The sequence below is a fragment of the Haloferax profundi genome, from assembly GCF_001469865.1.
Lineage (GTDB): Archaea > Halobacteriota > Halobacteria > Halobacteriales > Haloferacaceae > Haloferax > Haloferax profundi.
The window spans coordinates 1-659 of record NZ_LOPV01000678.1 but is presented as its reverse complement, the minus strand read 5'-3'; the positions used below and the strand labels follow the sequence as shown (position 1 = coordinate 659).

The following is a 659-nucleotide window of genomic DNA, read 5'->3' as shown; positions in this document are numbered from 1 at the left end:
AGAAGCAGCGCGTCGCAATTGCCCGTGCGCTCGCCAACCGGCCTGACGTCGTCTTTGCAGACGAACCAACAGGCCAACTCGATCCCGAGACCGCCGAGCGGGTCCTTGATCTTCTGTTCCGGATCAAAGATCAGACAAACACTGCGTTGGTACTGATTAGTCACGACCCTGCCCTCTCGGATCGGTTCGAAGAGACAATCGTCTTGAAAGATGGCTCGCTGACGAAACAATCAGAGGCCGTTGATTTCCTGCAACAATGAACCGCACGCTGCCGTAATATGCGCTACGCCACGGTACTCCTCTCGAAGTGGTCGCGCCGTGAGTGGCTGAGCGTTGCGGTTATTGCAGTGACGACTGCGTTTCTCCTTGGGTCAACTCTGCTGTTATTGACTGCGGCGACATATACGGGAACACTCAGTTCTGATCTCGATAGTTCAGCGTCAGTCACGCACTATGAGTCGTTCGACGAGGCGACCTCTGACGCACCACCTGAACACGTTGTGATCGCACTCACGACTGTGACTGATTCAACTGGCGAGTCACATCGCATTGTCGGAATCCCTGCGGACGCTCCTGCTTCTATTGAGAGTGCATCTGTCTCTTGGCAAGAAGCATCACTCCCAGTTGCGCCGCAGTCCGGTGTGTCAGGCCCAGTAACA

Annotated in this window: 1 pseudogene; it reads left to right on the top strand. The window is 55.4% G+C overall.

What is annotated here, in order from left to right:
* A pseudogene (locus AUR66_RS22385) lies at window positions 1–260 on the top strand (ATP-binding cassette domain-containing protein); the annotation flags it as partial.
* Between the last annotated feature and the right edge of the window lie 399 nt (window positions 261–659).